The sequence below is a fragment of the Streptomyces physcomitrii genome (assembly GCF_012273655.1).
Classification (GTDB): Bacteria; Actinomycetota; Actinomycetes; order Streptomycetales; family Streptomycetaceae; genus Streptomyces; species Streptomyces physcomitrii.
Genome location: NZ_JAAWWP010000004.1, coordinates 32,674 through 56,747, shown reverse-complemented (window position 1 = coordinate 56,747; position 24,074 = coordinate 32,674). Strand labels below are relative to the sequence as shown.

General features: G+C 74.2%; 24 protein-coding genes and 1 riboswitch. Of the genes, 11 read left to right on the top strand and 13 right to left on the bottom strand.

Going from position 1 to position 24,074, the window contains the following annotated elements; all coding sequences use genetic code 11:
* Positions 1–6: 6 nt before the first annotated feature.
* The 5 genes from HFV08_RS08100 to HFV08_RS08080 all read right to left on the bottom strand — a co-directional run bounded on the left by HFV08_RS08100 (position 7) and on the right by HFV08_RS08080 (position 5,426).
* Positions 7–1,551 carry a cobyric acid synthase gene (locus HFV08_RS08100; RefSeq protein WP_168537332.1) on the bottom strand — a complete coding sequence of 515 codons (1,545 nt, stop codon included), beginning with the start codon at positions 1,549–1,551 and terminating at the stop codon, positions 7–9.
* On the bottom strand, positions 1,548–2,492 hold the full coding sequence (locus tag HFV08_RS08095) for a cobalamin biosynthesis protein (RefSeq protein WP_168537330.1): 945 nt from the start codon (positions 2,490–2,492) through the stop codon (positions 1,548–1,550). The genes HFV08_RS08100 and HFV08_RS08095 overlap by 4 nt, the downstream gene beginning before the upstream one ends.
* A 121-nt stretch (positions 2,493–2,613) precedes the next feature.
* A riboswitch (cobalamin riboswitch) is annotated at positions 2,614–2,825 on the bottom strand.
* 159 nt (positions 2,826–2,984) lie between these two features.
* Positions 2,985–3,206 (bottom strand): hypothetical protein, encoded by a 222-nt coding sequence (locus tag HFV08_RS08090; RefSeq protein ID WP_168537328.1) that lies wholly within the window; start codon positions 3,204–3,206, stop codon positions 2,985–2,987.
* Between the two features lie 9 nt (positions 3,207–3,215).
* A complete protein-coding gene (locus tag HFV08_RS08085; protein WP_168537326.1) occupies positions 3,216–4,457 on the bottom strand; it encodes an inorganic phosphate transporter in 1,242 nt (413 codons plus the stop codon).
* Between the two features lie 228 nt (positions 4,458–4,685).
* On the bottom strand, positions 4,686–5,426 hold the full coding sequence (locus HFV08_RS08080) for a lysozyme (RefSeq protein WP_168537324.1): 741 nt from the start codon (positions 5,424–5,426) through the stop codon (positions 4,686–4,688).
* Between the two features lie 301 nt (positions 5,427–5,727).
* Here HFV08_RS08080 and HFV08_RS08075 point away from each other — a divergent pair, with 301 nt between their 5' ends.
* The 3 genes from HFV08_RS08075 (at position 5,728) to HFV08_RS08065 (ending at position 9,784) form a co-directional block, all read left to right on the top strand.
* The gene (locus HFV08_RS08075) at positions 5,728–6,525 is read left to right on the top strand and encodes a class II aldolase/adducin family protein (RefSeq protein WP_168537322.1); all 798 of its coding nucleotides are present in this window, start codon (positions 5,728–5,730) and stop codon (positions 6,523–6,525) included.
* Positions 6,526–6,926: 401 nt separating this feature from the next.
* Complete coding sequence (locus tag HFV08_RS08070) at positions 6,927–8,054, top strand: alpha/beta hydrolase (protein WP_168537320.1); 1,128 nt, start codon at positions 6,927–6,929, stop codon at positions 8,052–8,054.
* A gap of 335 nt (positions 8,055–8,389) precedes the next feature.
* Entirely contained in the window at positions 8,390–9,784 is a 1,395-nt protein-coding gene (locus HFV08_RS08065; RefSeq protein WP_168537318.1) for a hypothetical protein, read from the top strand.
* Between the two features lie 39 nt (positions 9,785–9,823).
* Here HFV08_RS08065 and HFV08_RS08060 read toward each other — a convergent pair whose 3' ends face one another.
* Positions 9,824–10,237 carry a VOC family protein gene (locus HFV08_RS08060; protein WP_168537316.1) on the bottom strand — a complete coding sequence of 138 codons (414 nt, stop codon included), beginning with the start codon at positions 10,235–10,237 and terminating at the stop codon, positions 9,824–9,826.
* Positions 10,238–10,560: 323 nt separating this feature from the next.
* Here HFV08_RS08060 and HFV08_RS08055 point away from each other — a divergent pair, with 323 nt between their 5' ends.
* From HFV08_RS08055 to HFV08_RS08045, 3 genes are all read left to right on the top strand, one after another.
* Positions 10,561–12,159 carry an ABC-F family ATP-binding cassette domain-containing protein gene (locus HFV08_RS08055; RefSeq protein ID WP_168537314.1) on the top strand — a complete coding sequence of 533 codons (1,599 nt, stop codon included), beginning with the start codon at positions 10,561–10,563 and terminating at the stop codon, positions 12,157–12,159.
* A gap of 386 nt (positions 12,160–12,545) precedes the next feature.
* On the top strand, positions 12,546–12,767 hold the full coding sequence (locus HFV08_RS08050) for a helix-turn-helix domain-containing protein (protein ID WP_040254708.1): 222 nt from the start codon (positions 12,546–12,548) through the stop codon (positions 12,765–12,767).
* A 129-nt stretch (positions 12,768–12,896) separates the two neighbouring features.
* Positions 12,897–13,691: an enoyl-CoA hydratase/isomerase family protein gene (locus tag HFV08_RS08045; RefSeq protein WP_168537310.1), complete on the top strand. Its 795-nt coding sequence runs from the start codon at positions 12,897–12,899 to the stop codon at positions 13,689–13,691.
* A 273-nt stretch (positions 13,692–13,964) separates the two neighbouring features.
* On the opposite strand, the gene HFV08_RS08040 is transcribed toward HFV08_RS08045, so the two are convergent.
* Complete coding sequence (locus HFV08_RS08040) at positions 13,965–14,762, bottom strand: nucleopolyhedrovirus P10 family protein (RefSeq protein WP_168537308.1); 798 nt, start codon at positions 14,760–14,762, stop codon at positions 13,965–13,967.
* A gap of 93 nt (positions 14,763–14,855) precedes the next feature.
* On the opposite strand from HFV08_RS08040, the gene HFV08_RS08035 reads away from it, so the two are divergent.
* The 5 genes from HFV08_RS08035 (at position 14,856) to amaP (ending at position 17,278) form a co-directional block, all read left to right on the top strand.
* Entirely contained in the window at positions 14,856–15,341 is a 486-nt protein-coding gene (locus tag HFV08_RS08035) for an Asp23/Gls24 family envelope stress response protein (RefSeq protein WP_168537306.1), read from the top strand.
* Positions 15,342–15,431: 90 nt separating this feature from the next.
* Positions 15,432–15,617 (top strand): DUF2273 domain-containing protein, encoded by a 186-nt coding sequence (locus HFV08_RS08030; RefSeq protein ID WP_168537304.1) that lies wholly within the window; start codon positions 15,432–15,434, stop codon positions 15,615–15,617.
* Positions 15,614–15,964 carry a hypothetical protein gene (locus HFV08_RS08025; RefSeq protein ID WP_168537302.1) on the top strand — a complete coding sequence of 117 codons (351 nt, stop codon included), beginning with the start codon at positions 15,614–15,616 and terminating at the stop codon, positions 15,962–15,964. The genes HFV08_RS08030 and HFV08_RS08025 overlap by 4 nt, the downstream gene beginning before the upstream one ends.
* Before the next feature lie 53 nt (positions 15,965–16,017).
* On the top strand, positions 16,018–16,650 hold the full coding sequence (locus HFV08_RS08020) for a DUF6286 domain-containing protein (RefSeq protein WP_168537889.1): 633 nt from the start codon (positions 16,018–16,020) through the stop codon (positions 16,648–16,650).
* Positions 16,651–16,699: 49 nt separating this feature from the next.
* Positions 16,700–17,278 carry an alkaline shock response membrane anchor protein AmaP gene (gene amaP, locus HFV08_RS08015; protein WP_168537300.1) on the top strand — a complete coding sequence of 193 codons (579 nt, stop codon included), beginning with the start codon at positions 16,700–16,702 and terminating at the stop codon, positions 17,276–17,278.
* Between the two features lie 84 nt (positions 17,279–17,362).
* On the opposite strand, the gene HFV08_RS08010 is transcribed toward amaP, so the two are convergent.
* From HFV08_RS08010 to HFV08_RS07985, 6 genes are all read right to left on the bottom strand, one after another.
* The gene (locus HFV08_RS08010) at positions 17,363–18,118 is read right to left on the bottom strand and encodes an SDR family oxidoreductase (RefSeq protein ID WP_168537298.1); all 756 of its coding nucleotides are present in this window, start codon (positions 18,116–18,118) and stop codon (positions 17,363–17,365) included.
* A 58-nt stretch (positions 18,119–18,176) separates the two neighbouring features.
* Entirely contained in the window at positions 18,177–18,968 is a 792-nt protein-coding gene (locus tag HFV08_RS08005; RefSeq protein ID WP_168537296.1) for an SURF1 family cytochrome oxidase biogenesis protein, read from the bottom strand.
* A gap of 75 nt (positions 18,969–19,043) precedes the next feature.
* Positions 19,044–19,277, bottom strand: coding sequence for a metallothionein (locus HFV08_RS08000; protein WP_078845261.1), 234 nt, complete (start codon positions 19,275–19,277; stop codon positions 19,044–19,046).
* A 117-nt stretch (positions 19,278–19,394) separates the two neighbouring features.
* Positions 19,395–20,456, bottom strand: coding sequence for a DEDDh family exonuclease (locus HFV08_RS07995; RefSeq protein WP_376770582.1), 1,062 nt, complete (start codon positions 20,454–20,456; stop codon positions 19,395–19,397).
* Between the two features lie 263 nt (positions 20,457–20,719).
* Positions 20,720–21,751, bottom strand: a complete 1,032-nt coding sequence (locus HFV08_RS07990) for a CopD family protein (protein WP_376770581.1) — start codon at positions 21,749–21,751, stop codon at positions 20,720–20,722.
* A gap of 559 nt (positions 21,752–22,310) precedes the next feature.
* Positions 22,311–23,849, bottom strand: a complete 1,539-nt coding sequence (locus tag HFV08_RS07985) for a S8 family peptidase (RefSeq protein WP_168537290.1) — start codon at positions 23,847–23,849, stop codon at positions 22,311–22,313.
* Between the last annotated feature and the right edge of the window lie 225 nt (positions 23,850–24,074).

The window sequence follows — 24,074 nt, the reverse complement described above, 5'->3', positions numbered from 1 at the left end:
CGGGGTTCACGGCGCCCCCGGCGGGACGAAGGGCAGGTCCGCGGGCGTGCCCGACTCGATGAGCCGCCACAGGGCATCGGTGTCCGCGTGCTCCTCGATCAGGTCGCCCAGGTGGTCGAGCTGCTGCTCGCGCAGCGCGGCGAAGGAGGTGCCGGGCGCGGGCACGAAGCGCCGGCCCGCGACCGCCGCGACCTCGCGCAGGAAGGCCCGCCGGAAGCCGTCCGACTCCAGTGAGCCGTGCCAGTGCGTGCCCCAGACCGAGCCCGCGCGGCAGCCGTCCAGGAAGGCCTCGCCGCCGGTGACCTCGGCGAGGCCGTGGTGGATCTCGTACCCCTCGACCCGCTCGCCGAGCGCCTCGCCGTGCGGCCTGCCGAGGGTCTTCTCGCGGGCGAAGCGCACCCGCAGCGGCAGCAGCCCGAGCCCCTCGACGGTGCCCGCGCGGGACTCCACCTCGTCCTCGATGCGCTCCCCGAGCAGTTGGAAGCCGCCGCAGATGCCGAGCACCGGGCGCCCCTCGGCGGCCCGCCGCGCCAGGGCCCCGGCGAGCCCGCGCTCGCGCAGCCAGCCGAGGGCCCGCACGGTGCCGCGGGTGCCGGGCACGATCACCAGGTCCGCGTCGGCGAGTTCCGCGGCGCGGTCCACGAAGCGCACCACCACGCCCGGCTCGGCGGCCAGCGCGTCCACATCGGTGAAGTTCGACATCAGCGGTACGGCGCAGACCGCGACCCGCAGCACCTCAGGACCGGCGGGCTCGCTGACCGCCGACTCGCGCACCGCCCCGCGCAGCGAGACGGCCAGGCCGTCCTCCTCGTCGATGCCGAGGCCGTGCCGGAAGGGCAGCACGCCGTAGGTGCGGCGGCCGGTGAGCGAGCGGAGCATGTCCAGGCCCGGTTCGAGCAGCGAGACATCGCCGCGGAACTTGTTCACCAGGTACCCGGCGAGCAGCGCCTGGTCCTCGGGGGCGAGCAGCGCCGTCGTACCGAAGAAGGAGGCGAAGACCCCGCCGCGGTCGATGTCGCCGACCACCAGGACCGGCAGCCGCGCCGCCCGGGCGATGCCCATGTTGACCAGGTCGGTACGGCGCAGATTGATCTCGGCGGGGCTGCCCGCGCCCTCGCAGATCACCGCGTCGTGGCTGCTCCGCAGCTCCTGAAGGCACTCCACGACGGTGGCGAGCAGGGCCTCGCGTCCGCCGCCGTGCAGGCCGGTGCCGAGGCGCGCGTCCCCGGTGCCGAAGAAGCCGCGGGCGCTCAGCTCGCCCACCGGGCGCCCCTTCAGGACGACTTGGCTGGTGCGGTCGCCGCCCGGCTTCAGCAGGACCGGGTTCATCAGGGCGCTCGGCTCGACGCGGCAGGCCTGGGCCTGCATCGCCTGGGCCCGGCCGATCTCCGCGCCCTCCCGGGTGACGAAGGAGTTGAGGGACATGTTCTGGCCCTTGAAGGGCGCCACCTTCACGCCCTGCCGCACCAGCCACCGGCAGATGCCCGCCGTGACCACGCTCTTGCCCGCGTCCGAGGTGGTCCCCGCGACGAGCAGCCCCCCGCCCTTCACCGGGCACCCGCCCGGGCCCGCGCGAGGCCCGCCGCCGCGCACACCAGCAGGCTGAGCACGGTGATCCGGCGCGAGAGCCGCACCGCCCGCCGGATGTCGGCCACCTCGACCTCCCGGCCGCCGCCGCCCAGCACGGGGCGGTGCTCGATCCGGCCCCCGTAGGAGAGGGTGCCGCCGAGCCGTACGCCGAGCGCGCCCGCGAACGAGGCTTCCACCGGGCCCGCGTTGGGGCTCGGGTGCGCGCCCGCGTCCGCGCGCCAGGCCCGGGCGGCGCCCCGCGGGTCCCCGCCCGCCAGCACGGCGAGGGCGGCGGTGAGCCGGGCCCCGGGCGCGCCCGCGAGGTCGTCGAGGCGGGCGGCGGCCCAGCCGAAGCGGCGGTGGCGGGGCGACTTGTGGCCGACCATCGCGTCCAGGGTGTTGACCGCGCGGAAGCCGAGCAGCCCCGGCACCCCGGCGAGGGCGCCCCAGACCAGGGCGCCGACCACCGCGTCGGAGGTGTTCTCGGCCACCGACTCGACGACCGCGCGCGCCATGCCCGCCGCGTCGAGGGACTCCGGGTCCCGGCCGCACAGATGCGGCAGCCGGGCGCGGGCGGCACCGGTGTCACCGGCGGCGAGCGCCTCGCCGATCGCGGTGGCCTCCCGGGCCAGCGAGGTGCCGCCGACCACCGCCCAGGTGGCCGCCGCGGTCAGCGCGGTGGCGGCGGCGGGGGAGCGGCGCACCAGCCGGGCGGCCAGCGCGCCGGCGCCCACGGCGCTTCCGGCGCAGAGGGCGGTGTGCAGTGCGCCCCAGCCCCGGTGGTCGCGCCACAGGAGGTGTTCCAGCGCCGCCGCGCCGCGTCCGAACACGGCGACCGGATGCCCGCGGCGGGGATCGCCGAACAGGAGGTCACCGAGGAGACCGGTGGCGGCGCCGCAGGCGAAGACCCGTTCGGCACCCATCGCTCAGGCCGCCGGCTCGCCTCGGCGGGGTGCGGTGGCGCGCGGGGCGCGTTCGGCGGGGGAATCCACAGGCGGGCGGCCCGGCATCGCTATGTGTCCTCACTCAGGGTCCGCGCCCCGGTTCGACGTGATGACGACGGCGAGAGTCTCCTGGCTTCCGGATCGGCGGCTCCCCGCGGGCCGGGACCACCCTGGGTGGGCCGCGGCTCGTACGGGGGGAGCGTGCTCTCCGGTGACAGTGGCGGGACCGCGCCGGACTCGCACCGGCTTCCTCTCTGCCGCCGTACTTCGGCTCGGGGCAGTCCACCACGCACCGCCACCCCCGTCAACTGGCCGCTGACCTGGGCGGGAAGAGTGTGCCGATCCCCACAGCCGGGACCCGGCGGGCTACTTGGCGCCGGGCACCGACGTACGGGCGCCCCGGTCCCCGGCAGACGGGGTTCCGGGGCGCGCGTCGTGCACGGGCCGCGCGGAGGGCGGCCCGTCGGTGTATCAGGCGACGATCAGCTGGATTCCGTATCCGACCACCGCGGCGCAGACCGCGAAGCAGAGGCAGGCGCCGGTGGTGGCCAGTGCCGTGCCCCCCTGCCGGCTCACGGCGGCCTCGCGGCGGGCGAGGCCGACGACGCCGAGGGTGAAGACGCCGACCATGGCGACGGTCACCACGAGGCTGACTCCGAAGACGGAACCGAGCGCTGCCCAGTCGATGTTCATGCCGGCTCCTCAGGCGGTCGCGCGGAGCGGGGGTGCCTGCTCCGCGGTGGCGGTGTCGGTGGTCGCGGCCGCCTCGGCGGCCTGGGCGGCGGTGGGCGGCGGGGTGACGGCCGCGATCGCGGTGGTCACCACCCCGGCGGGTTCGGCGCTGCCGATGTCGTTGACGTTGTGCTGGTCCACCGGCTGCCTGCGGGAGAGCAGCCAGATGGTCCCGGAGCCGCCGACGAGCAGCGCGCCGGTGAGGACGGTGCCCCAGGTGCCCTGTTCGGTGAGGAGTTGGGCGCCCGCGCCGACCAGGCCCGCGGCCGGGAGGGTGAGCCCCCAGGCGGCGAACATCCGGGTCGCGGTCGACCAGCGGACCACCCCGCCCTTGCGGCCGAGCCCCGCGCCCATCACCGAGCCCGAGCAGGCCTGGGTGGTGGAGAGCGAGAAGCCGAGGTGCGAGGAGGCGAGGATCACGGTCGCCGCGCTGGTCTGGGCGGCGAAGCCCTGCGGCGGCGCGAGATCGGTCAGGCCCTTGCCCATGGTGCGGATGATGCGCCAGCCGCCGAGGTAGGTGCCGAGCGCGATGGCCAGACCGGCCGAAGTGATCACCCAGACCGGCGGGTTGGAGCCGGGGGAGAGCACGCCGCCGGTGACGAGGGCGAGGGTGATGATGCCCATCGTCTTCTGCGCGTCGTTGGTGCCGTGCGCGAGGGAGACCAGACCGGCGGAGGCGATCTGCCCGGCGCGGTACCCCTTCGCGGTGGCCTTCTCGTCGGTGCCCCTGCCGAGCCGGTAGGTGAGCCGGGTGGCGAAGGCCGCCGCGATCCCGGCGACCAGGGGTGCGGCGAGCGCGGGGAGCAGGACCTTGGTGACGACCGTGGAGCCGTTGACCGAGGACCAGCCCGCCGACATCACCGCGGCGCCGATCAGGCCGCCGAAGAGCGCGTGGGAGGAACTCGACGGCAGGCCCAGCAGCCAGGTCAGCAGATTCCAGAGGATGGCGCCCACCAGCGCCGCGAAGATCACTTCGGTGCGAATGCCGTCCTCGTCGATGATCCCACCGGAGATCGTCTTGGCGACCTCCACGGAGAGGAAGGCGCCTACGAGATTCAGCACGGCGGACATGGCCACCGCGGTCTTGGGCTTGAGTGCGCCCGTCGAGATGGTGGTGGCCATCGCGTTGGCCGTGTCGTGGAAACCGTTGGTGAAGTCGAACACGAGGGCGGTGATGATCACGACCCCGAGCAGGAGGGTGAAGTGTTCCATTAACCCAGGCTTCGAGTGGACGTCATTGGCTCGATGAACGTAAGCAGCCTGAGTGAACACCAGATGAACTGACCAGGGCCCTGAGGTGACCGCATCGAGGGTTCCGCGTGCGCGTCGCCCGCGGCCCGGACGGCGCACCGCCGCCGCCCGCGGAAGGCGGACGGCGGCGGAGGCGGACGGCGGGCCGGTCGGCGCCGGTCCGCGGCCCTCGGCGGTGTCTGCCGCCTGCTACCGGGAGGCGAACCTCTGCAGCTGCGACATCGCGCCGTTGAAGACGTTCTGGTCCCCGGGCAGCGAGCCCTTCGTGGCGTGCTGCCAGAAGGTCTGGAAGGACCAGCCCGCGGGCATCGGGCCGGGTGTGGAGGCCCAGTTGGCCAGCCAGAGCGGGTGGTCCTTGGCGAAGGCGCTGCTCCGGCCGGTGCAGGTGTTCCACCACTTGGCGCTGGTGTAGATGACCGGGCGGCGCTTGGTGACCCGCTTGATCTCGTCGCTGAAGGACTTGATCCAGCTGACCATCGAACCGGTGCTCAGCCCGTAGCAGTTGGCGCCGTACGGATTGTGTTCGATGTCCAGCGCGGGCGGCAGCGTCTTGCCGTCCGCGCTCCAGCCTCCGCCGTGCTTGAGGAAGTACTGCGCCTGTGTCTTGCCGGAGGACTTGTTCGGCAGGGCGAAGTGGTAGGCGCCGCGCAGGATCCCCGCCTTGTACGAGCCGTTGTACTGGCTCGCGAAGTAGGGGTTCCGGTAGTTCGTGGCCTCCGTCGCCTTGATGTAGACGAACCGGGCGCCGTTCTTCTTGGCCTGGGGCCAGTTGATCTTTCCCTGGTGCGAGGACACGTCGTGGCCTCGTGGTTTCGCCGCCGCCACGGCTTCGGAGGACGTGGCGAGCGTGCTGCCGGTGATGGCGAGGGAGGCCACGGCCACCGAGAGGAGGCGGGCGCGGCGGCGAGTGGGTTGCGGGACGTGAGCCATGTTGCCCCCGGGTCGCGATGTGCAGGACAAATCTTCGGCGAGATTAGTCATGGTTTGTCTAGATTCTGTGGAGTAACACGCTTATCTGATCAATATTCATAAATGGGGCGTACGGGGCGTGGTGAGGCCCCGTCACGGGAGTACGCCCAGGTCGCCGGTCCCCGCCCGGCAGGAGCCCGGCGGCCGCCCGCCTGGCAGGATCACCGCCATGGACGAGGACACACCCCCGGCAAGGACCGGAGACGAGCGCACGACGGGACCGGACGCGGAAGCTCCGGCGGCACCGGACGCGGAAGCCCGGATGGCATCGGGCGCGGAGGCTCAGGCGGCATCCGCATCCGTATCCGCATCGGCACCGGGCGCGGACGCCCGGGCGGTTCCGGCCGGAGGGGTCCCGGCGGCATCGGCCGCGCGGCTCCCGGCGGCCGGGCGCCCCGCGCTCGACGCGGCCTGGGCCGCGCTGGTGGCGACCGCGCGCAGGACCGTGGCCGAGGGGCTGGTCGTCGGCACCTCCGGCAATGTCTCGGTCCGGCTCGGCGACACCGTCCTGGTCACCCCGACCGGCGTGCCCTACGACCGGCTGACCGCGGCGGACCTCCTCGCCGTCGACCTCCGGGGGCGCACTGTCCACGGCCACCTCAAGCCGACCAGCGAACTCCCCCTGCACCTCGCCGTGTACGCCGCGACCGACGCCGCCGCGATCGTCCACACCCACGCCGTCCACGCGACGGCCGTCTCCACCCTGGTGGACCGGCTCCCGCCCATCCACTACATGGCAGCCGCCCTCGGCGGCCCGCCCCGGGTGGCCGACTACGCCCTCTACGGCAGCCCCGAACTCGCCGAGGCCGCCCTGCGCGCCCTGCGCGGCCGCACCGGCTGCCTGCTCCGCAACCACGGCGCCCTCACCTACGGCGAGAGCCTCGACCAGGCCTACGACCGCACCGCCCAGCTGGAGTGGATGTGCCGCCTCTGGCTCACCGCCAGCACCGTCCCCGGCCGCGCCCCCACCCTCCTGACCGAGGCCCAACTCGACGAGGCGGGGGAGCGGCTCGGGGGGTACGGGCAGGGAGTCGACGCGGGGGGCGGGGAGCCGGGCTGAACGGGACCGCTTCCGGCGCTGCGGCGGACGGGGCCGAGCGGACGAGGCCGAGGTGGGGCCCGCTGGGCGGCGGGGCGTACGTGCGGGCCCCCTGCCGACCGGGTGCCGGGTCGCACGTGCGGGTCCCGCGCAGGCGGAGCCCATGCGGGTCCCGTACCGGCGGAGCGCCGGGTCGTAGTCGCAGGTCCGGGTGTCGGTCGAGCGCCGGACCGCACATGCCGGTCCCGTATCGACCTGGCGCCGGGTCGTGGGCGTACGCCGCGTACCGGTCGGACCTCGCATCGCGGGTGCAGGTCCCGTACCGCCCGCGCGGTCCCGCGGGCGGGGATCGCGTCCCCCGGCGGCGCCCCGCGGGACTTCCTCCGCTGGCCGACCCCGCGTCCCGCACCCACACTGGAGCGGTGCGCACTGTCACAGCGACGGCGGCGACCGTCTCCGCGGTACTCGGCGTGGGCGCGGCGGCACTGGCTGCCGGCCGCCTCGCCAGCGAGCCCGCCCTACGGGCCGAGCCCGGCAGACCGCTGCCCACCGAACCCCGGCTGACCGTCCACGCGGCGGGAGCCGGACGGATCATGCTCACCCGCTCCCTGGCCTCGCTGCGCCCCGGCGTCTTCGGCCTCACCGGCGACGGCTGCCACGCGGTCACCGGCCCGGTCCTGGAGGCGGACCCCGCTTCGCCCGCCGACACCGTGGTGCGGCGGCTGGACGCCGTCACGCACGGCAGCGTCCGGTCCGGCACCCGGGTCCGGTTCACGCCGCAGGTCTATCGCGGCGATCCGCTGAGCGCCCTCGGCCTCGACTACGCCGATGTGGACGTGCCCGGCGAACTCGGCGACCTCCCGGCCTGGTTCGTGCCCGCCCCCCGGACCACCTGGGTGATCGCGGTGCACGGGCTCGGCACCACCCGGGAGCACCCGATGGTGCTGATGGAGCAGCTCCAGCACTTCGGCCTGCCGGTGCTCGCCCTCTCCTACCGTGGCGACCTCGGCGCCCCGCGCAATCCGGACGGCGTGAGCAGGCTCGGCGAGCGCGAGTGGCGCGATGTGGACGCGGCCATCCGCTACGCCGTCCGCTACGGCGCCGAGCGGGTCATCCTCCTCGGCTGGTCCACCGGCGCCGCGATGGCCCTGCACGCGGTCACCCACTCCCCGCTGCGCGAGCGCGTGGTGGGCCTGGTGCTCGACTCCCCGGTGCTCAGCTGGCAGGCCGCGCTGCGCGGGCTCGCCGCCGCGCGCCGCACCCCGGCGCCGATCCTGCCGCTTGCGGTGCGCGCCGCCCAGGGGCGCGCCGGACTGCGCGGCGACGGGCTCGCCGCCGGTGCCGCGGCCGCCCTCGACACCCCCACCCTGCTCTTCCACAGCCCCGAGGACCGGCTCGCCCCGTACGCCCTCTCCCTGGCGCTCGCCGAGCGGCGGCCGGACCTGGTCAGCCTGCACACGGTCCCGCGCGCCTCGCACGCGGCGCTGTGGAACGCGGCCCCCGCCGAGTACGAGGAGGCCCTGCGGCGCTTCCTCACTCCGCTCGTCTGAGGTCTCCGCCCGGGGGCTCTCCCCTCCGGCCGGGGTGTCCTCCCTCTCCGGGCGGGGCGTGCTCGCCGCTTCCCCGCGGCTCCCTCGCGTCACTCCTCTTCCGGTCTCCTCTCCCTCCAGGCCTCCTCCGGCATTCCTCCGGTGCCTCCCCGACGATCTTGCCGGGCCGTCCCGCACGGCGGACAGGCGGCGGGCAGGGGGCGGAAACCGGCCAGTAGTGGCACTTCCGTTTCGCCCTGTCCGGGGCGGTCCTCACCCCGTTCATCCGGGGGTCCAGGGAGCGGTGTACGTCATTCCGTTTGGGTTTTCGGACCGTCAACCGGAAGACTGCACCTGTGACGTCCCGTACCCCGCGCGACTCCAGACTCCGACTCGTCCGCTCCCGTCCCCTCGCTGCCGCGTCACGCCCGGCGGCCCAGCGAGCCTCCAAGCGCCCCGCGCCACGGCCGCCCGAGGGCACCCCGGCACAGGGCGAGCTGGCCGGGCTCGCGCGCCGTTCCCTCGCCGGTGCGGCCCGGCTCGCCCGCTGGGCCGGGACCCGGGTGCGCTCCGGCAGCCAGACCCCGGCCGACGCGGGCGGCGCCCTCACCGAGGACGCCGTCGAACTCGCCGCGCGCACCCTCGGCCTGACCCCCGCTCAGGTACGGGCCGACTGGGACACCGCGCGGCTGGCCGGTCTGGTCGAGGCGCAGGACGGCACCGCCCGCCCCGGCTGGCGGCTGCGGGCCTGGGACCGCGACGACAGCGCCGTGCTGCGCGGCTGGGTGGCGCTCTTCGACGCCTGGTCGCTGGTGCGCCAGGGCCCGGAGGGCATCGGCGGGGCCGCCGTCGGCGAGGTCGTCGGCGCCATGCCCCAGGTGCTCTCCCTTCTCCAGCTCTCCGCGGGGCCGGTCCCCGTGGAGCAGCTCCTCGACCTCCTCGACCAGCGGGTCAGCGAACTGCGCAGCGGCCGCTGCGAGATCCCCTACGGGCCGCAGCCGGAGCCGCTGCCCGAGGGCGCCGAACAGGCCCAGCTCGCCCCGCTGCTCGACTGGGCCCTCGGCGCGCTCACCGCGGTGGGCGCGCTCACCTGCGCAGACGGGCAGGCCGCCCTCACCCCGCTCGGCAACTGGGCGGTGTGGGTCAAGCTGGAGCAGATCTGCGTCGCCGCGCAGAGCCCGGCGGGCAATATCGAGCAGTCCGCCGAGGACATGCTCCGCGGCTGCGCCCCGCTGCGGCCGAACGCGGCCCGCGCGGAGTACCGCGCCTGGCTCGCCGCCCGCCCCGTCGGCAGCGCCGTCCACGAACTCCTCGCCGCCGCCCGAGGGGAGGACGCCCTGCTCCGCGGGCTCGCCTTCGACGCCCTGCGGGTGGTGGGCGCCCCCGCCGAGGGCGAGGTGCGCGCGGTGCTCGGTGAGATCTCGCTGCGGCCCTACGCCCTGCTGTGGCTCGCCGAACTCGCCGGTGCCGACCCGGAGGACGCCCAGCTCGCGCTGACCCGTACCGAGGCCACCTGGCTCTGGGTGGACACCGCGGCCGCCGTGGCCGACCACGGTGAGGCCCAACTCCTCGTCCGCCACCTGGAGTCGGCGCTCGAACCCTCCATCCCGGCCTTCCTCAAGGCGGTCCAGGCGGTGGGCCACCCGCGCACCGTGCAGGTGCTCGTCGCCCTGGCCGCCGCGCACCCCGACCCTGCGCTGGCCAAGGCCGTGCGCCGGGCCGCCTTCCAGGTGCACACCGGCGGCGCCTGAGCCCGCCTCCGGGGTGTCCGGACCGCCCGCCGCCGAGTGCTACCGGGGCAGCTCGGGCGCGTACGTACCGAAGCTCCACACATTGCCCTCCAGGTCGCGGGCCATGTAGTCCCGGCTGCCGTAGTCCTGATCGGTCGGCGGCATCAGGATCTCCGCGCCCTGCGCGGCCGCCCGCGCGTGGTGGGCGTCCACCTCGTCCACCACGATGTAGACCCCCGCGGGGCCCGCGTTCTTCATCGCGGCGTCGAAGGCGCCGCCGCGGCCCTTGGAGCCCAGCATCACCGCGCCGTTGCCCTGGGCCAGCTCGGCGTGGAGCACGGTGCCGTCCTCGTCCTCGTACACGGCCACCTCGGTGAAGCCGAAGGCCTCCTTGAGCTGGGCGATGGCCGCCTTGGCGTCGGCGTAGAGCAGGGTGGGGTAGATGCTCGCGGTTCCCGCCGGAGGGTTTGCCATGGTCTGTCTCCTCGTGCGCCTCGTGCGTCGTACGGTCCTGATGTGACCGGTTCCACAGTCTGGCACCCGGTACTGACAACGGCCCGGACTCCGCGGGCAGCCACCCGCCGCCCGGCCTCGGGCGCGGCCTCGCCCGGCGGCCGGGAGCCGCGCCGGAGGGCGTATCGGCCCGGTCCGGGCGCCTGTTGGGCCGCCGGGCCCGGGAAAAAGCGCTTGCCGCCGCCGTTAGGATTGGCCCATGGCCATTCTCCTTGTGCATTAGACGGCGTCCGACGCCCCCGTCCGTCCGCCCGCCGTCCTTCCACCCTGCCCGGAGTATGACCGTGATCACCGCCTCTGGCGTCGAGCTGCGAGCCGGCGCCCGCATCCTCATCGAGTCCGCCACCTTCCGCGTCGCCAAGGGCGACCGCATCGGCCTCGTCGGCCGCAACGGCGCGGGCAAGACCACCCTCACCAAGGTCCTCGCCGGTGAGGCCATTCCCGCCGCCGGCACCGTCGCCCGCTCCGGCGAGGTCGGCTACCTCCCGCAGGACCCGCGCACCGGCGACCTCGACGTCTTCGCGCGCGACCGCATCCTCTCCGCGCGCGGGCTCGACACCCTGCTGCGCAAGATGCGCGAGAACGAGCAGCGCATCGCGAGCGGCAGCGGCAACACCCGCGAGAAGGCGCTGCGCCAGTACGAGCGCCAGGAGACCGAGTTCCTCACCAAGGGCGGCTACGCGGCCGAGGCCGAGGCGGCCACCATCGCCGCGGCGCTCAACCTGCCCGACCGGGTGCTCGGCCAGCCCCTGCACACCCTCTCCGGCGGCCAGCGCCGCCGCGTCGAACTCGCGCGGATCCTCTTCTCCGACGCCGACACCCTGCTCCTCGACGAGCCGACCAACCACCTCGACGCCGACTCCATCGTCTGGCTGCGCGACTATCTGAAGACCTACCGCGGCGGCTTCATCGTGATCTCCCACGACGTCGACCTGGTCGAGACGGTCGTCAACAAGGTCTTCTACCTGGACGCCAACCGCTCCGCGATCGACGTCTACAACATGGGCTGGCGGCTGTACCAGCAGCAGCGCGAGGCCGACGAGAAGCGCCGCCGGCGCGAACGGCAGAACGCCGAGAAGAAGGCCGCCGCCCTCAACTCGCAGGCCGACAAGATGCGGGCGAAGGCGACCAAGACCGTCGCCGCGCAGAACATGGCCCGCCGCGCCGAGAAGCTCCTCGCGGGCCTGGAGGACGAGCGCCGCAGCGACAAGGTCGCCAAGCTCCGCTTCCCCGAGCCCGCGCCCTGCGGAAAGACCCCGCTCACCGCCGAGGGCCTGTCCAAGTCGTACGGCTCCCTGGAGATCTTCACCGACGTGGGCCTCGCCATCGACAAGGGCTCCCGGGTCGTCATCCTCGGCCTCAACGGCGCCGGCAAGACCACCCTGCTCCGCCTGCTCGGCGGCGTCGAGAAGCCGGACACCGGGCAGGTCCTGGAGGGTCACGGACTCAAGCTCGGCTACTACGCCCAGGAGCACGAGACCCTCGACCCGGAGCGCTCGGTCCTGGAGAACATGCGCTCGGCCTCGCCCGACCTGGACCTGGTCGAGGTGCGCAAGGTGCTCGGCTCCTTCCTCTTCTCCGGTGACGACGTCGACAAGCCCGCGGGCGTGCTCTCCGGCGGCGAGAAGACCCGGCTCGCGCTCGCCACCCTGGTGGTCTCCTCGGCCAACGTCCTCCTCCTCGACGAGCCCACCAACAACCTCGACCCGGCGAGCCGCGCGGAGATCCTCGGCGCCCTGCGCACCTACAAGGGCGCCGTCGTCCTGGTCACCCACGACGAGGGCGCCGTCGAGGCGCTCCAGCCGGAGCGGATCATTCTGCTCCCGGACGGCGTCGAGGACCTCTGGGGCGCGGACTACGCGGACCTCGTCGCGCTGGCCTGAGGGCCGGCGGCGGGCGGCGGCGGCCCCCTTCCCGGGGTCGCCTTTGCTTGATCGAATAGCTGATCCCCGGCTTATGGATCATTCGGCCGACAAGTGATCCCTCATCTGTGTGAGGCCCGCCGGCTCCGCGGTGTGTCGTACACGGAATTTCCCCGGCGCCGCCGCGCTCCGGGAAATTCCGCGGCCGTACCGCGCTGACCTGGTAATTCACTCGACAAACCGGCAACTCTGTTTCTTTATCCCGGCCGCCTCCCGGAATTCGGCGGACGTCGCCGAGGCCTCCCGGGTTCCATGTTTGTCGGAGAGACCTTGCCGAATGGGTGGCCAGGAAGCCCGGGAGGGGTGATCATGAGAACCCAGAGCGCACTTCCCATGAGGAGGACCGGGTGGCCGAGACTCTCAAGAAGGGCAGCCGGGTTACCGGCGCCGCGCGCGACAAGCTCGCGGCAGACCTGAAGAAGAAGTACGACTCCGGTGCGAGCATCCGAGCGCTGGCCGAGGAGACCGGCCGCTCGTATGGCTTTGTGCACCGGATGCTGAGCGAATCCGGTGTGGTTCTGCGTGGTCGTGGCGGAGCGACGCGGGGCAAGAAGGCCTCGGCCGGCTGATTCCGGGCGGCACGACTGCCTTCGGCGGTGGTCACCCGGTCGGTCCTGCGGGCCGCCGGGTGGTTACTGTGCAGTCACTTACGGGTTTCCGCGGGAACCCGTGCCCGACTGCACCCACCGGAGGGGCCCATGACTTCGCTCGCACCTGTACTGGACAAGGACGGCGTGCGGCTCACCGTCGAGAACGACCTGGCGACGGTGACCCTCGTCAATCCCGACAAGCGCAATGCCCAGAGCCCCGCGTTCTGGCGTGCCCTTGTCGAGGCCGGCCGCGCGCTGCCCGGCAGTGTGCGCGTGGTGGTGCTGCGCGCCGAGGGCAAGTCCTTCTCCGCCGGTCTCGACCGGCAGGCCTTCACGCCCGAGGGCTTCGAGGGCGAGCCCTCCTTCGTCGACCTCGGGCGCGGTCCCGAGGCGGAACTCGACGCGACGATCGCCGAGTACCAGGAGGCCTTCACCTGGTGGCGGCGGACCGACCTGGTGACCGTCGCCGCCGTTCAGGGGCATGCCATCGGGGCCGGTTTCCAGCTCGCGCTCGCCTGCGATCTGCGTGTCGTCGCCGAGGACGTGCAGTTCGCCATGCGGGAGACCAGCCTCGGCCTGGTGCCCGACCTGACCGGCACCCAGCCGCTCGTCTCCCTCGTCGGCTACGCCCGCGCCCTGGAGATCTGCGCCACCGGCCGCTACGTCCACGCCGAGGAGGCGGAGCGCACCGGTCTCGCCAACCTGGTCGTTCCCCGCGAGGAACTGGACGCCGCCGCCAAGGACCTCGCCGCGGCCCTGCTCCAGGCGCCCCGCAACGCGGTCATCGAGACCAAGGCCCTGCTCCAGAAGGCCGCCACCGCCAAGGACCTGGACACCCAGCGGACCGCCGAGCGCGCCGCCCAGGGCCGCCGGCTGCGGGACCTGGTCGGGCTCGGCGAGTGACTCCTCCGGGGCCCGGTCGGCGTCCCGGGCCCCGGCCCTGACGGGCCGCTCTCCTTCCGATGCACCGACCGCCCGTCAAGGGTGTCCGCTTTCGGTCCGGCGAGTGCCCGTCAGGGGTGTCCGCTTCCGGTCCCGCGACCGCTTGTCCGGCGTGTCCGCTCTCGGTCCGGTGACCGCCCGTCAGGGCCGATCGCCTCCGGTTCACCGACCGCCCGTCAGAGCCGACCGCGGCGCGGGCGCATCCCGGGTGCCCGGGTTCCCGCCCGTGCTCGGTCACTTCCCTGCCGGTTCCCCGTCGATGGCCGTGACCACCACGGCGACCGAGGGCTCGTCCGGCAGGGCCGCGCCCACGGCCCGCCGGACCGCCAGGGCCACCTCCAGGGCCTGGTGTCCGCGGGCCACCGCCAGCTCCACCCGGGCATGGCGCCGGGGCAGCGCCGCCGAACCGCCGTCCACCGTCTCCAGATGGACCGGCCGGCCGAGGCCGCCCAGCATCCCCGTCAGCCGGGCCACCCCCGGCACCCGCACGGCCGCCTGGCGGACGCGCTCCTCCTCCGCGCTCGCGCCCCCCGGACCGGTGGTGGCAGCGGCGGAGTCCTGACTCCCGGCGGTGCGCGCATCCTCGGCTTCCCGACCGGCCGCGTCCTCGGTGCGGGGCGCGGCCGCCTCGGCGTCGACGTCGAGGAGCCCGGTGGCGCGCAGATCGATCCGGGCGAGGTCGAGTCCCAGCCGCTCACCGGCCGCCGCCTCCAGTACGGCACGCAGCTGGGCCCCGCTCGCGGGCAGCGGCTGGGTCCCGGCCGCCGCGAACTCGGCGGTGAGGCGGAGCGGTCCCGGCCGCAGGGCGCTCGCGGGCGGCGGCACCGCGGGCTCCCGGGTGGCCGCTCCCTCCAATGGACCCACCCGCAGCGCGCCGACCCGTACGCCCGCCAGGTGGGCCGCGGCCCGCAGCAACTCCCCGCGCGCCGCCGACTCCGCCAGCCAGGCGCCGCCGTGCACGCCGCCGAGCGGCAGCAGCCTGCCGAGGCCCAGCTGCTCTCGTACCCTGCGCGTCCACTGGTCCGCTGTCATTGCCCCAGACTGCCTCATCCATGGCGCGAAACCCGGCAAAGGCTCCTAATCTGTGCGAGGAAGCAGATCTCCTTCCGAAAAGGATGTAGAGCGATGCCTGAGACCACCGACTGGAAGAAGAACGAGCCCGGGCAGGGTGCCCCGGCCGAGGAGACAGGCCGCCGCCCCGGCGGCAGGCGCGGCGGCGGCTCCGGTGAGCGGGGCAAGACCACCATCGCCGACGGCGTGGTCGAGAAGATCGCGGGTCTCGCCGCACGCGATGTGGCCGGGGTCCACGCGATGGGCGGTGGCATGTCGCGCGCCTTCGGCGCCATGCGCGACCGGGTGCCGGGCAGCTCCAAGTCCGTCTCGCGGGGCGTCAAGGCGGAGGTCGGCGAGTCGCAGACCGCCCTGGACCTGGAGATCGTGGTCGATTACGGGGTGTCGATCGCCGATGTCGCCCGCGATGTGCGGGAGAACGTCATCAACGCCGTGGAGCGGATGACCGGACTCGAGGTCGTCGAGGTCAACATCGCCGTCAGCGACGTGAAGCTGCCGGACGAGGAGGACGACGAGGAGAGCGAGTCCCGGGTTCAGTAGCCTCCGGACAGCCTCTCGGACGTCGCGCCGAAGGGGCCCCCGGCCCGGTGGCGGGCCCACAGCGCAGTGACTCGACGAGGAGCGCAGCAGATGAGCAACGCCGTGATCGGCATGATCGCGGGAATGGCCCTGGCCTTCGCCGGATACTTCGGCGGCTTCGGTGCCTTCCTGCTGGTGGCGGCGCTGGGCGCCATCGGCTTCGTCGCGGGCAAGTACCTCGACGGCGATGTGGAGCCCGGTGACTTCTTCCGCAACCGCGGCGACCGGCGGCGGTGACCGGGGTGCCCGGTGAGGTCGTCGCACCCGCGGAGCGCGGGGCGACCAGCATCGCCGACCGGGTCGTGGCGAAGATCGCGGCGCAGGCTGCCCGGGAGGCCGTGGGCGGCCCCCGCCCCGGCGCGGCACCCCATGCCACGGTCTCGGTACGGCGCGGGGCCGCCCGGGTCCGGATCTCCCTGGAACTCGGCTACCCCTCCGACATCGGCGGGCAGTGCGGCGCGGTACGGCGCCGGGTGGTCGGCCGGGTCGGCTCGCTGGCCGGTCTCGAGGTCCCCGAGGTCGCCGTACAGGTGGAGCGGCTGCATCCGGCCGACCAGCCGGGCGCGGGACGGAGAGTACGGTGACCGGACCCGAGAGCACCGGCCCCGAGAGCACCGGACAGGCGGCCACCCGGCGGATGCCCGTCCTCGACGAGCCGGACGGCCCGCCCGAGGGAACCGGCGAGCCGCCCGCGGGAGCCACCGCGCCACCGGCCGGGCCGCAGGGCCGGGCCCGCAGATTCTGGTCCCGGCGCCGCCTGCCCGCCGCCCTGCTCTCGCTGCTGCTCCTGCTCGGACTCGCCCTGCTGCTCTACGACATCGTGGCGGTACGCGCCGGACGCAAGGCCATGCAGTGGCGCAAGACGCTCGCCCGGGAACTCGCCGAACGCCCGCTGGACGACACCTGGGTGCTGACCGGCGCCGGGATCGCCGCCGTACTCGGCCTGTGGCTGCTGCTGCTCGCCCTGACCCCGGGGCGCCGCCGACTGCTGCCGATGACCCGCTACCGGCCCGGGGTGCGCGGCGCCCTGCACCGGGACACCGCGGCCCTGGTGCTGCGGGACCGGGCGATGGAGGTCGCCGGGGTGCAGTCCGCGCGGGTGCGGGTGAAGCGGCGCAAGGCGAAGGTGCACGCCGTCTCGCACTTCCGCGAACTCGACGAGGTACGGGCCGATCTGCACTCCGCCCTCGCCGGGGGCATCGGACAGCTCGGCCTCGGACATCCGCCCGCGCTCGCGGTGCGGGTCTCACGCCCCGGCAGGAAGGGATGAAGCCCGTGCGGTGGACGGCTGCGGCCCCTGGAGCGAAGGGCGGGCGGCGATGACCGGCACCCTCAACCGCGTCCTGCTCGCGCTGAGCGGTCTCGTGCTGCTTGTCCTCGGCGGCTCGGTGTTCGCCGTCGGGCTCGGCGCCAAGTCGCCCTCCTGGTGGATCCACGACGGCAAGAAGGACGTCCTGCTGAGCACCGCCGACCGGCAGCGCTGGCACGACGAGGGCTGGTGGTGGTGGGCGGTGATCGCGGTGCTCGCCGTCTGCCTGCTGCTCGCGCTCGGCTGGCTGGTCTCCGCGCTACGCCGCCGGCGGCTGTCCGAACTGCTCGTCGACAGCCACGACGAGGAGAGCGCCCGGTTGCGCGGCCGCGCCCTGGAGCAGGCCATGGAGGCGGAGGCCGGGGAGTACGAGGGCGTGAGCGACGCGAAGGTCTCGCTGACCGGGCGGCGCCAGTCCCCGAAGGCCCGGGTCCGGCTCCGGCTCGAACCGCACGCGGTACCGGCCGACCTCCTGGAGCGCTTCAGCACCGAGGCGCTCGCCCACGCCCGCCGCAGCGCGGGCCTCGGCGAACTCCCCGCCGAGGTCCGGCTGCGTACCGTGGGCCATCGGGCCGAACGCGTCAACTGACCCTGCCCGCAAGGGAATCCGCCGGGTCCGCACGGTCTCTCCCGGCCGCCCGCCCGTGCTCCGGAGGGAACGCGGAGCACGCGCTCAGATGGAGTGCAGCGCCCCGCCGTCCACCGGCAGCATCAGACCGGTCAGATACGAGGCGGCGGGGGAGAGCAGGAAGGCGGCGCTGCGGCCGAACTCCTCGGGGGTGCCGTAGCGGCGCAGCGGGATCCGGGCCTCGTTGGCGGCGCGGGCCGCCTCCGGGTCGGGAGAGAGCCCGTCGAGCTGGCGTACCCGGTCGGTGTCGATACGGGCGGGCAGCAGCCCGACGACCCGGATGCCGCGCGGGCCCAGCTCCTGCGAGAGCGACTTGGCGAAGCCCGCGAGCCCCGGCCGCAGCCCGTTGGAGAGGGTCAGCCCGGGAATCGGCTCGTACACCGAACCGGAGAGCACGAAACCGATCACCCCGCCCTCCTCCAGCTCCTGCGCGGCGGCCCTGGCGAGCCGCACCGCGCCGAGGAAGACGGAGTCGAAGGCGGCCTGCCACTGCGCGTCGGTGTTGTCCGCGAGGAAGCCGGGGGGCGGGCCGCCGACGCTGATCAGTACGCCGTCGAAGCGCCCGAACTCCCCGCGGGCGGCGGCGATCAGGCGCGAGGCCGCCTCCGGGTCGGCGTTGTCCGCCGCCACGCCGAGCGCGCCCGCGCCGAGCCCGGCGGCGGCCTCGGCCACCGCCCGCTCCTCGCGTCCGCTGATGACGACCTTCGCGCCGTCGGCGAGCAGTTCGCGCGCGGCGGCGTGACCGAGCCCGCGGGTGGCGCCGGTGACGAGGTAGACACGGTCCTTCAGCCCAAGATCCATGGCCCCATCCTGCCCCGGCCGTCCGGCCGGGCAAAGGGCGGGTCGCCGCGCGCCGGGCTCAGGCGGGCGCGGGCGCCTTCTCCGCCTCGGGCGCGGCCTCCTGCGGACCGGTCCGGTCGCGGCGCTCGCGGCGCACCAGGACGACCCAGCCGACCGGGACCGCGGCGGCGAACAGCCACCACTGGATCGCGTAGGCCATGTGCGGGCCGATGCTGCTGTGGTCCGGGGCGGGCAGCAGCTGGGGGGAGTCGCCGCGGGGCTCGGGGGCGGTCTGCTGGACGTACCCGCCGAGCACCTCGCGGCCGAGGGACCGGGCCTCGGCGCGGCTGCTGATCAGCATGATCTGCCGGTCGGGCAGCCCCTTGACGTTCTTGATGCCGCTCGCCGCCGTCGACTCGTCCGGCATCAGCCGCCCGCTGACGGTGATCTCGCCGCGCGGCGGCGCCGGGATCTCGGGGAAGGCGGTCTGCGGCCCGTCCGCGGGAATCCAGCCCCGGTTGACCAGGAGCGCCCGGCCGTCCTTGAGGAGGAAGGGGGTGAGTACATGGAAGCCGACCTCGTCGTCACCGTTGGTGCGGCGGCGTACGACGACCTCGTGCGCGGTGTCGAAGGTGCCCTCGGCGGTGACCTGGCGGTAGAGGTCGCGGCGCGGGACCTCGCGGCCCGGGGAGGTCAGCTTCTCGGCCGGTACGGGCTTGGCGGCGAGGGTGCGCGAGATCAGCTCGTTCTGCGCGACCCGGTGCTCGTGCCGGTGGAGCTGCCAGTAGCCCAGCCTGACCATCACCGGAATGAGGAGCAGAGTCAGGAGGGTGAGGGTCACCCACTGCCGGGACAACAGGAAGCGGTACACCCCACGACCGTACAACTCGGTCGCGGGGTGCGGTCGGGCAGGGGTGGCGCTGCGGTGCCGCGGTGCCGTCCGGGGTCAGACCTTGTCGACGATGCCCACCATCCCCTCGGCGCGGGCGCAGTGGGCCCCGCAGTACCAGTGGCCGTCGACATCGACACCCTGGCCGATGATGCGGCACCGGCAGTGCTCGCAGATGGGCGCCATGCGGTGGATGGCGCAGGAGAAGCAGTCGAAGACGTGCACCGCGCCCTGCGCGTGCACCTCGAAGGACATGCCGTAGTCGTTTCCGCAGACCTCACATCGTGCCATGCGCCACAGAGTGGGGCGCGTGGCGGCGCGATGCGAGCACGCGGGCGCGGGCCGGGCCGATAATCACCCGTCTGACGGCCGGGCGGGCGCACGCCACGGGCCCGGCCGCCCGGCGGCTCAGGACCCGGCGGGCGCCACGTCCAGCAGCAGCTGTCCGAAGGCCGCCTCGTCGATCACCGGGGTGCCGTACTGCGCCGCCCGCAGCACCTTCGAGGTGGCCGAGTCCGGGTCGTTGGTGACCAGCAGGCTGGTGAGCCGCGACAGGCTGGTCGCCACGTGCAGCCCCGCCGCCACGGCCCGGTCCTCCAGGAGCTCGCGGTCCACGGAGGTGTCCCCGGAGAAGGCCACCCGCATGCCCTGCCGCAGCGGCCGCCCCGGCTCGTACCGGCCCGGGTTCGGATAGGGGCACGGCGGCCGCTTGCGCGAGGGCCGCCAACTGCCCGCCCCGTAGGACCGGCCGTACGAGGAGGAGTACGAGGGGGAGGACTGAGAGGAAGGAGAGGAAGGGGAGGGAGCGGACGCGGGGGCGCCCGAAGACTGGCGGCCGATGCGGGGTGTGCCCGCGGAGGCCGCGGCGGGCAGCTCGGTCAGCGGCCGGCATTCGAGCAGCGGCAGCCGGGCGCCCCGGCTCGCCGCGGCGTGCAGGCTGGGCCGGAAGGCCTCGGCGAGCACCCGGGCGTCGTCGAGGGCGTGGTGCGCGCGCTGCTGTACGACGCCGAAGTGCGCGGCCAGCGACTCCAGTCGGTGGTTCGGCAGCGGCAGGCCGAGCTCCTTGGACAGGGCGATGGTGCACAGGCGGCTGCGCACCGGCGGGGTCCGCTCGGCCCGCGCGTACTCGCGGGCGATCATCGACCAGTCGAAGACGGCGTTGTGCGCGACGAGCACCCGGTCCGCGAGCCGCTCGGAGAACTCCTGGGCGATCTCCTCGAACAGCGGGGCACCGGCGAGCACCTCGCTCGTCAGCCCGTGGATCCATACCGGGCCCGGGTCGCGCTGCGGGTTCACCAGCGTGTACCAGTGGTCCTCGACCTCGCCGCGCGCGTCCACGCGGTAGACCGCGGCGGACACGATCCGGTCGTCCCGGGCGAGACCGGTCGTCTCGACGTCGACCACGGCATACCCCGAGGGGTACGACTCGGGCCAGGAACCGGCGAAGGCGGTGCGGTTGTCGTGGAGCATGGTCATCGAGGATAAGGGCCCGATACGACAGCGCGTACCCCGGACCTTTCTGTCGCGGCCTCAGCAGGGGCCCCCGGGGGGCTACTTGAGGGGGTGGGCGGCGCGCCGGGTGCCCCGCGGGGTGCCAAGGCGGTCTGTTCAGAGGTGAGTTGACGGCGCGGCAGGTCCGGGGGCGGGGCGGTCGGCAAGCGTCGCGGGCGTATCGGTGATCGGTGGTGGCGGGCCTGTCGGCGGGTTGCCGGCGGTCGGCAGTCGCCGCCCGCCTACCAGCGGATCGGCAGCGGCATCGCGGTCAGGAGTGCGCTCGCCACGACCACCGCGGCGAGCAGTACCACCTCGGCGCGGGCCGGGACACCGGCGCTCAGCGGGTCGGCGGCGCGGCTCAGGCGCAGCCGGGCGGCGAGGGCGAGCAGCGCCACCACGGCGACGAGCAGCACCTTGGCGCACAGGGTCCGCCCGTACCCGGTGGTGAAGAGCTGGTCGAGGACGGTCTCCGGCGGCATCCGGCGCAGCGTGCTGCACACCCCGGTCGCGGTGAGCGCCGCGAGCAGCAGGCCCGCCGCCCGCGCGTACCGCCCGAGCAGGGCGACCGCCTCCCCGGGGTGCGTGGCCCGCCAGGCCCGCTGACGGCGCAGTACGTACAGCAGTCCGCCCGCCCAGGCCGCCGCGCAGCTCAGGTGCACCACCGTCAGGGCGCTGCCGAACAGGGCGGATTCCTCGGTCGGCGGGTGGGCGCGCAGGGCCTCGGCGAGCACCACCGTGGCGGGCGGCAGCAGGCGCACCAGTGGGCTCCGTGCGCCCCCGAGCAGCCAGGCGAAGACGAAGGCGTTGACCTCGGCCAGCGCGAGCATCCCCTCGCGGCTGCGGGAGAGGGCGCCGAAGTCGATGTCGTGGAGGTGGTGCGGCAGCAGATTGCCGGTGGAGACGATGGCGGCGAGCCCGAGCGCGGCGAGCACTCCGGCCCCGGCCGCGTACGGGGTCCAGGACCGGACACCGGGAAGCGCCCGCGCCCCGGGGATCCGGCGGGCCAGCGACTCCGCGAAGACCTCGCCGATCTGGAGGCAGAGGGCCCCGAAGAGCAGGGCGCGCAGCAGCGAGAGGGTACGGGTCGCGGGTACCGCCGCCTCGCCGGTGCCGTCCAGCGCGGCGGCGGGGCCGAAGAGGGGTATCAGGGCCGCGAGGGTCACCAGGGCCAGTACGGCGAGGACGCGCGGCACGGCGGTGGGCGGCGGCGGGGTGGAGACCGGTCCGGGGACCGCAGGGGTGGGCGCGGCGGCGTTCGGGGGTCGGCTCACCGCACGATCTTCACCGGGGTCCGAGGGGGTGGGCAAGCGGTGAAGGTCAGACGTGTGGGTGGGGGATCGGCTTGGGGCTGGGGCTGGGGCTGGGGCTGGGGCTGGGGTTGGGGCTGGGTCGGTGTCTGGGTTGGAGTTGGCGTTGCGCCGGGCTGGGTTGGAGTTGGCGTTGCGCCGGGCTGGGTCGGGCAAGACTGGGCCGGGCAGGGTGAGGCCGGGCAAGGTGAGGCCGGGCTCGGTTGGCATCGGGCGTCGGGCGTCGGGCGTCTGGCCATTGACAACTGACAGGTGGCAGATGACAGATGACGGATGACAGATATCAATATCCGTCATCCGTCATCCGTCATCCGTCATCTGTTGCCTGTCACCTGTCACCTGCCGTGCGACCAACCACCGAACGGCGCCAACTCGCCACCGAACAGCGCCAACTCACCGCCCGAGCAGTTCCGGGGCAAGGCCCATGCGCAGCCCCCGGGAGCAGTGTCCCCACCCCGCCCGGGAGTAGTGTCCACGCCCCCGACTGGCCGCCGCGTCCGCGTGCCGTCCGCACGGCCCCCGCCTACCGCCGAACCGCGTCCAGCGCGTCCGCCACCCCCACCCCGTAGAACCCGTTCCGGTTCTTGCCGCCCTCGCAGACCGCGTCGATCTTGCCGTCGCCGTCGATGTCGTACGGGTCGGTGCAGGGCACCGCGTCCGCCTCGGCGTAGAGCAGGGCCTTGACGAGGGCGGGCGGGGCGTAGGGGTGGCGGGACTTGATGAGGGCGGCGACGCCCGCGACATGCGGGGAGGCCATCGAGGTGCCGGCCATGTAGCCCCACTTGCCGCCGGGCAGCGGGCCGAGGATCAGTCCGCTGGTGGCGGGCGGCTCGGGGGTCTGGTACGCGGTGGAGTCGCCGCCGGGCGCGGCGATGTCGACGACGCCCAGGCCGTGGTTGGAGAAGGAGGACTTGAGGCCCTTGGCTCCGGTGGAGGCGACGGTGACGACGCCCGGCAGCTGGGTCGGGATGTCGAAGCACTCCGAGGGGTCGACGGTGCGCTCGCCGGGGGTGGTGTCGTTCGGGCTGGAGGGGTCCACCAGCTCCTCGGCGGCCAGGTCGAAGTTCTCGTTGCCCGCGGCGGCGACGTTCACCGCGCCCTTCTTCTCCGCGTAGCGCGTGGCCCGGGTGATCGCCTCGACCAGTGCCTTCTGGTCCGGGTCGGCGACGCAGTTGAAGTACCAGGGGTCGGTGAAATAGCTGTTGTTGGTGACGTCCGCGCCGTGCTCGGCGGCCCAGACGAAGCCGCAGACCACGGCCTCCGCGTAGAAGAAGCCGTCCGGGTTGCCGACCTTGATGCCGGAGACCTTCACGCCCGGCGCGACTCCGGTGACGCCGACGCCGTTCTTGGCGGCCGCGATCTCGCCCGCGACATGGGTGCCGTGCGGGCTCTCGCCGCTCTTCGGGCGCCAGGCGCCGTCCGCCGTGTCGGCCTTGCCGCCGACGCAGTCGACGGAGCCCGCGCGGTCGAAGTTGGGCGCGATGTCCGGGTGGGTGTCGTCGACCCCGGTGTCCAGGACGGCGACGGTAACCCGGTCGCTGCCGAGGGTCTTCTTGTGCGCCTGGTCCGCCTTGATGGCGGGCAGGTCCCACTGCTGCGGCTCCAGCGGGTCCTGGCCCGGCTCCGCCTCGGCGGCGAGCGCCCTGGTCTGCTTCTCGGTGAGCACCTTCGGGGTGCCGACGTCGGTGGTGGACTGCGCGGGCAGCGGGGCGGTACGGGTCGCCCCGGCCGAGTGCACGCCGCGTACCGCGCGGACCGTCTCGGCGAAGGCGGGGTCGGCTGAGGTCGCCACGACGACGCCGATCCGGTCGTAGGAGGCGACGACGGTGCCGCCCGCCTTGGCTATCGCCTTGCGCACGGCGGCCGAAGGCCCGTGCCCGGGGCGGATGTTGACGACATAGCTGAGCGTGCCCTCGGCGGCGGCGCCCTTCGCCCCGGTGGCGCTCGGCACCGGCGCGGGCGCGGCGGAGGCGCTGACCGCGGGCCACAGGGCGAGCGCGGAGACGACGGCGACGCCGAGCGGTACGGCGGTTCTGCGGGAGCGGATCAGGGGACGGGACATGGCTTCTCCGTAGGGGTGAAGGGGGCTGAGGCGGTGGGTCCGAGAGGAAACGGGACCCGGCCGGCCGACGGGTCGGCAGGCCGTTGCGGCGGAGCTGCGGCGGTGAGCGGCCCGCGGGCGCAAGGGGCGCGACCGGACCGGATACCAGGTCCAGCCGCACCCCTCCCGAACCACGTCCGAGGCGCAAGGCCCGAGGTGCAAGGCCCGAGGCCCGAAGCTCACAGC

Coding starts and splice junctions, on each gene's coding strand:
- HFV08_RS08095 (WP_168537330.1), bottom strand. CDS start 2,492: ATGGGTGCCGAACGGGTCTTCGCCTGCGGCGCCGCCACCGGTCTCCTC.
- HFV08_RS08090 (WP_168537328.1), bottom strand. CDS start 3,206: ATGAACATCGACTGGGCAGCGCTCGGTTCCGTCTTCGGAGTCAGCCTC.
- HFV08_RS08085 (WP_168537326.1), bottom strand. CDS start 4,457: ATGGAACACTTCACCCTCCTGCTCGGGGTCGTGATCATCACCGCCCTC.
- HFV08_RS08080 (WP_168537324.1), bottom strand. CDS start 5,426: ATGGCTCACGTCCCGCAACCCACTCGCCGCCGCGCCCGCCTCCTCTCG.
- HFV08_RS08075 (WP_168537322.1), top strand. CDS start 5,728: ATGGCATCGGGCGCGGAGGCTCAGGCGGCATCCGCATCCGTATCCGCA.
- HFV08_RS08060 (WP_168537316.1), bottom strand. CDS start 10,237: ATGGCAAACCCTCCGGCGGGAACCGCGAGCATCTACCCCACCCTGCTC.
- HFV08_RS08045 (WP_168537310.1), top strand. CDS start 12,897: ATGACTTCGCTCGCACCTGTACTGGACAAGGACGGCGTGCGGCTCACC.
- HFV08_RS08040 (WP_168537308.1), bottom strand. CDS start 14,762: ATGACAGCGGACCAGTGGACGCGCAGGGTACGAGAGCAGCTGGGCCTC.
- HFV08_RS08035 (WP_168537306.1), top strand. CDS start 14,856: ATGCCTGAGACCACCGACTGGAAGAAGAACGAGCCCGGGCAGGGTGCC.
- HFV08_RS08030 (WP_168537304.1), top strand. CDS start 15,432: ATGAGCAACGCCGTGATCGGCATGATCGCGGGAATGGCCCTGGCCTTC.
- HFV08_RS08020 (WP_168537889.1), top strand. CDS start 16,018: ATGCCCGTCCTCGACGAGCCGGACGGCCCGCCCGAGGGAACCGGCGAG.
- amaP (WP_168537300.1), top strand. CDS start 16,700: ATGACCGGCACCCTCAACCGCGTCCTGCTCGCGCTGAGCGGTCTCGTG.
- HFV08_RS08010 (WP_168537298.1), bottom strand. CDS start 18,118: ATGGATCTTGGGCTGAAGGACCGTGTCTACCTCGTCACCGGCGCCACC.
- HFV08_RS08000 (WP_078845261.1), bottom strand. CDS start 19,277: ATGGCACGATGTGAGGTCTGCGGAAACGACTACGGCATGTCCTTCGAG.
- HFV08_RS07995 (WP_376770582.1), bottom strand. CDS start 20,456: ATGCTCCACGACAACCGCACCGCCTTCGCCGGTTCCTGGCCCGAGTCG.
- HFV08_RS07985 (WP_168537290.1), bottom strand. CDS start 23,849: ATGTCCCGTCCCCTGATCCGCTCCCGCAGAACCGCCGTACCGCTCGGC.